Source organism: Corynebacterium sp. 32222D000AT, from assembly GCF_053546955.1.
Genome location: NZ_JBPPVW010000032.1, coordinates 1 through 7,008 on the forward strand (window position 1 = coordinate 1; position 7,008 = coordinate 7,008).

Annotated in this window: 9 protein-coding genes and 2 pseudogenes; all 11 read right to left on the bottom strand. The window is 53.0% G+C overall.

Annotated features, from left to right (window positions below; all coding sequences use genetic code 11):
- On the bottom strand, positions 1-297 hold a 297-nt coding region (locus ACEE23_RS11275), incomplete at its 3' end, for a 3'-5' exonuclease (protein ID WP_448872938.1).
- A gap of 589 nt (positions 298-886) precedes the next feature.
- On the bottom strand, positions 887-1,879 hold the full coding sequence (locus tag ACEE23_RS11280; RefSeq protein WP_368521711.1) for a replication protein RepA: 993 nt from the start codon (positions 1,877-1,879) through the stop codon (positions 887-889).
- Positions 1,880-1,938: 59 nt separating this feature from the next.
- Entirely contained in the window at positions 1,939-2,982 is a 1,044-nt protein-coding gene (locus ACEE23_RS11285) for an IS3 family transposase (RefSeq protein WP_368521708.1), read from the bottom strand.
- Positions 2,983-3,145: 163 nt separating this feature from the next.
- Positions 3,146-3,344: pseudogene (locus ACEE23_RS11290) on the bottom strand (hypothetical protein).
- 202 nt (positions 3,345-3,546) lie between these two features.
- On the bottom strand, positions 3,547-4,197 hold the full coding sequence (locus ACEE23_RS11295) for a C39 family peptidase (protein ID WP_368521709.1): 651 nt from the start codon (positions 4,195-4,197) through the stop codon (positions 3,547-3,549).
- Between the two features lie 315 nt (positions 4,198-4,512).
- A pseudogene (locus ACEE23_RS11300) lies at positions 4,513-4,707 on the bottom strand (integrase core domain-containing protein); the annotation flags it as partial.
- Between the two features lie 12 nt (positions 4,708-4,719).
- Entirely contained in the window at positions 4,720-4,995 is a 276-nt protein-coding gene (locus ACEE23_RS11305) for an integrase catalytic domain-containing protein (RefSeq protein ID WP_368521712.1), read from the bottom strand.
- Positions 4,996-4,998: 3 nt separating this feature from the next.
- A complete protein-coding gene (locus tag ACEE23_RS11310; protein WP_368520917.1) occupies positions 4,999-5,394 on the bottom strand; it encodes an IS3 family transposase in 396 nt (131 codons plus the stop codon).
- The gene (locus ACEE23_RS11315; protein ID WP_368520916.1) at positions 5,364-5,648 is read right to left on the bottom strand and encodes a transposase; all 285 of its coding nucleotides are present in this window, start codon (positions 5,646-5,648) and stop codon (positions 5,364-5,366) included. The genes ACEE23_RS11310 and ACEE23_RS11315 overlap by 31 nt, the downstream gene beginning before the upstream one ends.
- Before the next feature lie 147 nt (positions 5,649-5,795).
- Positions 5,796-6,038: a Clp protease N-terminal domain-containing protein gene (locus tag ACEE23_RS11320; protein WP_368520915.1), complete on the bottom strand. Its 243-nt coding sequence runs from the start codon at positions 6,036-6,038 to the stop codon at positions 5,796-5,798.
- A gap of 457 nt (positions 6,039-6,495) precedes the next feature.
- Positions 6,496-6,591 (bottom strand): helix-turn-helix domain-containing protein, encoded by a 96-nt coding sequence (locus tag ACEE23_RS11325; RefSeq protein WP_368520918.1) that lies wholly within the window; start codon positions 6,589-6,591, stop codon positions 6,496-6,498.
- Between the last annotated feature and the right edge of the window lie 417 nt (positions 6,592-7,008).

Below are 7,008 nucleotides of genomic sequence, written 5' to 3' on the forward strand. Positions count from 1 at the left end.
TGCAATATCGAAATCAGACCCTTGAAGCCCTAACCGCCTAGAATTAAAACCAGTCCAACTTTCGGGGGCCAGTTCACCGTGAATGTGGGAGTTTTTAATGGCCTTGCCGTCAGGATTAAGCAGTGTGTGCCAGGAGTCGACGGGGTTGAAATATGCGTCGGCGCGCACGGCAGCAAGTTCAATGATGCGGTCGTAGCGTTTGTTAAAGCCGGTGGTTTCGGTGTCAATGACGGCAAAGACCGGCTTGCCCGGTGTGCGTGGGGTGTAGCGGTTAAAAAGGTTTTCTAAAAATCCCATGGCCTAAAGCCTAGAGGCCCATACCGACATGGAAGCTTGGACGCTATCGAACATAACGGCAGCACTGTTTTCTGTGTAGTGTCTCTGGGGCACTTAGTTACCTTTTCTGATTTTGCCGCTCTTTTCTTTGTCCAAGATTCTAGAAGAACACAAGGGGACGTGGAGGGTGAAAGGTGCGTGGTTGTTGTGGGTTGCTTTGGAGGCAAGGAAATCGCGTAAGCGATTTTCGCGGCAGCCCAACGAGCCGCCAGGCGAGGCGGGAGCCAAGAACAGTAACCACTTGCTTGCCTGTAGGTTGGTTGATCCCCTGTGGGGATATAGATCTACAGGGATATAGTTATAAGCCACCTGGGAAAATAGGTAAACCCGCAGGTAAAACCCTGTGGATAAGTATCTTTGTGTGTCAACTTATGCGCAGGCGTGTGTCAACTTATGCGCAGGCGTGTGTCAACTTATGCGCAGGGCTATTTTGCGTGTGTCAACTTATGCGCATCCTGAACTGGGAAAACCTGTCATGTGTCAACTTATGCGCAGATTGCTTTCGGGGAAAAGAAAGCGCCCCGGAGGGCGCTAGTCTTTCGCGTTCGGTTTAGTCGAGTTCGGGGCGAGGTGGCTTCTGTTGAACTGACGGGGCGGTTCTGGTGACAGTCACACCGTCTGTAGTAGCTTCAATTCCCGAGTAGGGCCATACCTTTGCAACTTCTTCGATTGCTTCTTTTGTGCGTCGTCTAAAGTCTCGCATCTGGGCCGTAGAGGTTATCTCTGAGGTGGCGAAATTGGCAGCGATCATGTCCCAGGTGAAGGTGTAGGCTTCGCGGTTGTTTTTCGCCAGCCAGTACTGCTTTACGGTAAGCCAGATGTAGAGGTCCATTGCCCGGGGCTTGCTCAGCTCGCGCAGGACGTTGAGGTCGATGGGGATGGGGGCTTCGGCAACGTGCTTGAAAAACTGGGGCGTGAGTTTAATGTAAGACTCTACAAAGCTGCCCTGGTTGGGGTCGCGCGGATCGAACCAGAGGTTCCAGTCTTCGAGGATCTGAGTGTTGCGGCCCCGTGCGTGAATTCCGTCGTCGCTTTGGGCGGTAATTGAAGAGCTGGCTAGGCGTAGAAGCTGTTCGCGAATTTTTGAGAGATTGCCGTTCGCACCTCCGGTGCCGCGTCCGGTGACGCCGATTGCTTGAAGGAAGTGACTCATGGAGTGGCCTAGTGGGATGCGGCAGGCTTCGTCGTGGGTGATTTTGCCTTCTTTGAGGCGACCGGCATTAGCTACGGCGCGGGTGATGATGTAGGCCATGATGAGGCGCGGGTACTTGCCGAAGGGGAGACCGTTGGGTGAGTAGACGCTAATGGTGCCCTCGGCGGTAGCTATTTTCCGCTCGTTGCTGTCGGGGTTGCGGTAGGGGAAGAGTGCTTGGACAAACAGTTTGGAGGTGTAGCCGATGTCTTGGGCTTGGAGGAGTTCTTGTGCGGCGTCGCGGGCCAGTGGGGAAGTAGCTGGCAGTTCTGCCAGTATTGTTTGGCTGCACTGTTGGCGGCGTCTAGCGCGTGCTCGTAGTCTCCATCTTCGCCGTGAGCTTTGGTAAATAGGGCGCGCAGGTGCGTGTCCTGGGCTTCATGCACAATGTCGGCCATTACTTCACCTTTCTATCCTTTTCCAGTTGCAGAGTTGGGTACTGTTGCTATGTTTAATTCTGCCTGCCATGGCATCCCTTGACTGTGGTGGGTTGCACAGAGAACAAGCACTATGAAGTGCCCCGAGTTTTGTTCCTTGGCATTTGCCTTGATTTCTATTATTTTTTGTGGCGGGTTCTGCTTCCAAAATTCGGTTTCCACCTCGACCGGGGCTCGGTATCCCAAGCTTTGGTGGAGTCTAGTCTCGTTCCACCATGACACCCACTCGAACGTCGCGATTTCTACCTCGACAACGTCATCCCACCTGCGAGCATGGATCAGCTCGTTTTTGTAGGAGCCGTTAACGTTGTCAGCCAGAGCATTGTCATAGGAGTCGCCCACCGTCCCAGTGGAAGCGGCAATCCCGTGCTGGGCAAGTCGTTCGTTGTAGACAACGCTGACATACTGCGACCCGTGATCCGCATGGTGAATGAGACCTGTTGTTTCCTCAGCACACACGATCGCCTGGTTGAGAGCTTGCAGCGGCAAAGCTTCGGTGCGCATGGAATCTGATAACGCCCACCCAACGATCCGTCGAGAGTAAACGTCGGTGACAAACGCGGCGTACACAAAGCCTTTCTTCGTGCGCACATACGTAATATCAGCCACCCACAGTTTGTTTGGGCCCTGGGCTTTGAATTCACGCTCAACCAAGTGCGGGCGCAGATCAGGCACGTTAGGCTTAGCGGTAGTGATAGGTGATCTGCCTTTGCCTTTGCCAGAAACACCGGCCAGGCGCATCAACCGAGCAGTTTGTTCACGACCGATATCAATTCCCTCACGGCGGAGAGCATGCCACATTTTCCGCACACCATAAACACCGTAATTATCCCGATGAACAGCACTAATGCGTTCAACCAGCACAGCATCACGAAGGCGACGAGCACTTAATCCACGGGCGGTAGACTGGCGATACCCACGCGAGGTGATAAACCCACCAGCCCGGTTAGTTTTCAACGCCTTACAAATGAACTCGACAGAGAAAATACTCCGGTACTTATCGATAAACCGGATCATTTCTTAACGTTTTGGGCCGAGTTCCGACGCGAAAAAAGCTGAGGCAGCCTTCAGCAGCTCATTGGTGTCGCGTAGCTGGTGATTTTCACGACGTAGCCTCGCGTTCTCAGCGGCCAAATCTTCAGGCAAAGGTTCTGGGATGTTTCCCGCACGGCGGGCAGGCTTAAGTCCATTGACAGGCCGTGTGCCATGAAACCCCCAGCTTTGGAGCTACTGCCTGGCACGCGGCTTGCATCGACAAATTTTCCGCTAAGATGCGATCTTCCACAAGACGGACCACACGGTCCTTGGCATCCTGGTCAAATTTCCTTGGCATGTTCCAGATTTTCCCATCTACTCAAACGGAACAAAACCTGGGACACTTCACTACCTTTCTGGTGCGGTAGAAGCCCCTAGGCGTCGTGGTGGGCACCTAGGGGCTTTGTCATGGTCTGACATGGGGGTGAATTTTCGTGGGTGGGGATAGAAAAATTCCCCTAGCGTTGCGTAAAACGCTAGGGGATCAATCTCACCATCTGCTCACAAAGCAGGTTGTTAGGATGTCAGTTTCCTGACTGTAGGGGTCTACATAGTATAGACCCACTGGGAGTTGCCTGCAGCTGGCTGAGTGATGATAGCGCGGATGTTGTCTTCAGTAGCCTGGTAGGACGCGCGCTCATTCTTTAGAGGATCGTTGACGGTGAAGGTCTTCTCATCCTTGTCGTAGCCGGAAACGTAGACGTAGTGTCCGTAGCCTGGGTTAGCCATCTCGCCGCTGATGACACCGGTCTGAGTCAAGATGATGGCCTTCTTACCCTTCTTGATGTCGTCGATTGCCTTGACTGCATCACCGTTGAGATGCTGCTCGCCAGAAACACCACGCTGGTTGAGAATGTTGACTACCTGGCCGGTTTGTAGGTAGCCGTTGATGTTGCCGCGAATATCGGCCATGGCCTTAGTCTGGTCGGACTTGGTGTAGCTGGAGGGTACGTCACCGCCGTTTTGCAGCAGAGCCATCAAAATGGTGGCAGGACCACAGTCTTCCCACTGTGTGGCCTGGCCTTGAGCCTGGGAGATGTACTGGAACTTGTGCTTGGTTTCTGCCTGTGCAGTAGCGGCAGTACCGAAGCCAGAACCCTGGTTAGAGTGAGTATCGGGCGTGGGTGCCAAAACACCGGTGGCAGCTGCGGCGGTAAGAACACCGGCGGCAATTTTCTTGTTGAGATGGGCTAACAAGGAAGTCTCCTTCGGGTCTTATGAACGATTTAACTCCTATCCGATTGGTAGGATGACGCGACACTATCGCACGTCCGCAAGCTTCGCAGTGCAATAGCTAACTCTTCCATTGGTTAGTAAGCTAACACACAGACAAAAACAAGAAATTAGTCGTCGGTTTTACAGATGTGAAGCATTCCCCTTAGTTACAAACCCTGGCTGTAGTTTTACTGCTTCTGCAAAAGGGTAAGTGCGCTTTTCGCTTGTTTGAATTACTGGAGTTTGAACTCTACGACGTCTACTTCTGGGGTGGCCTAAGAATTCGGTCCAGTTGGTTTAAGCGTTGACCGTGTTTTCATGTTTCCATTGTTCCGCATACTTCCGCGGGTTGAGGTGGCCCAGCGAGGAATGCGGGTGGAAGTTATTGTACCGCTGCGACCACTGGGCCATGAGCATCCGTGCGTGTTCGAGATTCTCGTTGCTGTTGTCTTCTAAGAGTTGGTCACGCATTCGGTTGTGGAAAGACTCGACATACCCGTTATGCTAGGGCTGGCCTGGCGGGATAAACGCCTGAATCGTTTCATCCTCCCCAGCCCATTCGTTGAGCGCATGAGCGATGAACTCAGGGTCGTTATCCATCCGGATCACCCGCGGGCGCCCGCCTTGGTCACAACAAGCGAGGTCGAGCAGCTCGATCACCGAGTTCGCGTCGATCTTCTTGTCGACCGTGAAGGCGACGTGCTCGCGAGTGTATTCATCGATGATGGTGCAGATGTTGATCGTCTTGCCGTGCCATGTTGAATCGAACTGGAAATCCAGCGCTCACACGTCGTTCGGGTACTGGGCGGCAGGAACATCGCGCTGGCCGTGATCATCGACGCGTTTGCGCTTCTTCCTGGGTAGGACGCGCAGGCCTTCTTCACGCCAAATCCTCCGGAAGGTTTCCCGGCATATCCCATACCCCTCGGTGAGGGCGGTCCTCCAGGCGCGCCGGTGTCCCCACCGGCGGTGATCACGCGCGAACTCGTGCATCCACGCTTTTAGGTCCGCGTGCTTATCCGGCTTGCCCTGACGGATCCTAGCGCGCCGATAAGCACTACGAGAAAGTCCAACGATCTGGCAGGCACGCCTGTGGCAGTAGCCCAGCCCATCGAGATGCCAGACGGCATCATGACGACGAGCTGGGCTTAGAAGTTTCCCTCCGATAATTCTTTCCATGCCGCCTTTTCCAGCTCTGCCTGCCCAAGGAGACGTTTGAGGCGCGTGTTTTCCTCGCGCAATCGCTGGAGCTCTTTAGCTTCGCTCTTGGTCATCGCCCCATAGGTTGCCTGCCACCTGTTCAGCGTGGCTTCGCTGATCCCCAGCGTGGTGAGGATTTGAGCCGTGGTCGATCCGGATTCTCTGAGTTCTCGAGCCTTATCCAGCTTGCGAACAATCTGCTCGGGAGTGTGTTTACTGAACTTCTTCACCATTCATACATTCTCCCCACCCACAGGCAGGGCATCAATGGACAACACTCAAGTCACCCGGACCTAAAAACCTAAGACACTCCAAACAGAAAAGACACGCTAACCAAACAAAATATTGACTGGTTAACGTGTCTTTTTAATGGAAGATAATTAAGTGAGAAAGCTTGCACGATTGGTGGAGGTTTTGTACCCTTCCGTGTTTAAGTAAGCAGATAGCTTTTTATATAAGGATTCTGCTCCAAATTCTCCATCAATTATTTGGTAAGGGATTGAATCTTTATCCTGCAACAAAGCTAGTTGTATATGCTCGGCACCTGTTGTTTCAGTCCCTGATTCTTGAGCTATTACTTGAGCTTTTTTCAGAATCTGTTCAGCTCGTGGAGTCAGCTTCATTTTTCTCCTAGACTATTTTATGCGAGGACAGTTTCACTCCATTCCCAGTATGGTTCCTTGAAAATTGGATTGATATGCCTGCATATCCATAGTCTCCGACCGCCCTCTATGTCTTCGGTTTCAACCATTTCACCATCGTTGGCTGGGCCGCATTGTTTTTTCGGCACTCCGTCTGGATGAGCATCTACTTTTGTCCATCCATAGGGCATAACGTTAATAGGGGCCGAGGAAGAAGTTAGGGATGGAGCCGGAGCCGCAGTTGCAGTACCTGAGGGCGTAAATGCGAGTGCAGCCGCAACCATTGAGCTTATAAAGAGACCACGTGTCTTCATAGATATTACCTACCTGTGATTGGTATATGGTTCCTTCCCGGAGCATAAAACATTGAGATAACAAGGTCTAGTGAGTTGATGGAAACGTAACAGGAAATAGACTTTGTGTTCACTTTCAGCTCGTTCTATCCAAGCGTTTCCTTGACATAGCGGTGAACAGTGCCCACCGAGCAGCCAATTTCTGTTGCAATAGCGCGCATAGACAAGCCCTTGGCTCGCAGCTCCTGGACGCGCCCCTGAAGCGTCCGGGGTTTAGTTTCGGAGGGCTATTTGCCCTGTGGAAAACCAGGGGCGGGAGTAGTACCCCGGCTGGTTTACAACGTCCGGAGGGCGTGCGTGTGGGCGTGTTACGGTGATGGTGGTCTGCAAACCACGCCAGCTACTGGTGGGGTGAGCAGCTTCCTCGTCGGTGCGCGGTAGGGTCCGCGCGTGTTCGTGGGCTGTTCTGCGCGCCTAGTCGGCGAGTGGACAACCCTACGACGTTAGGGAGGTGACCAATGGGTCGACACTCATTGGAAACGCCCGGTCGCAAAAGAAAAGACCTTGATGCCACTGAGTCTAACTGGGGTTGCCCGCAAATCGTGGACACGTAGTGGAGCTACCTAGTGGTTAGGCAGCTATTTCTTTTCTGCTGGTGG

Excerpts from the sequence above, each read along its gene's own strand:
- ACEE23_RS11320 (WP_368520915.1), bottom strand. The coding sequence starts at position 6,038 with ATGAAGCTGACTCCACGAGCTGAACAGATTCTGAAAAAAGCTCAAGTA.
- ACEE23_RS11285 (WP_368521708.1), bottom strand. The coding sequence starts at position 2,982 with ATGATCCGGTTTATCGATAAGTACCGGAGTATTTTCTCTGTCGAGTTC.
- ACEE23_RS11315 (WP_368520916.1), bottom strand. The coding sequence starts at position 5,648 with ATGGTGAAGAAGTTCAGTAAACACACTCCCGAGCAGATTGTTCGCAAG.
- ACEE23_RS11310 (WP_368520917.1), bottom strand. The coding sequence starts at position 5,394 with ATGGAAAGAATTATCGGAGGGAAACTTCTAAGCCCAGCTCGTCGTCAT.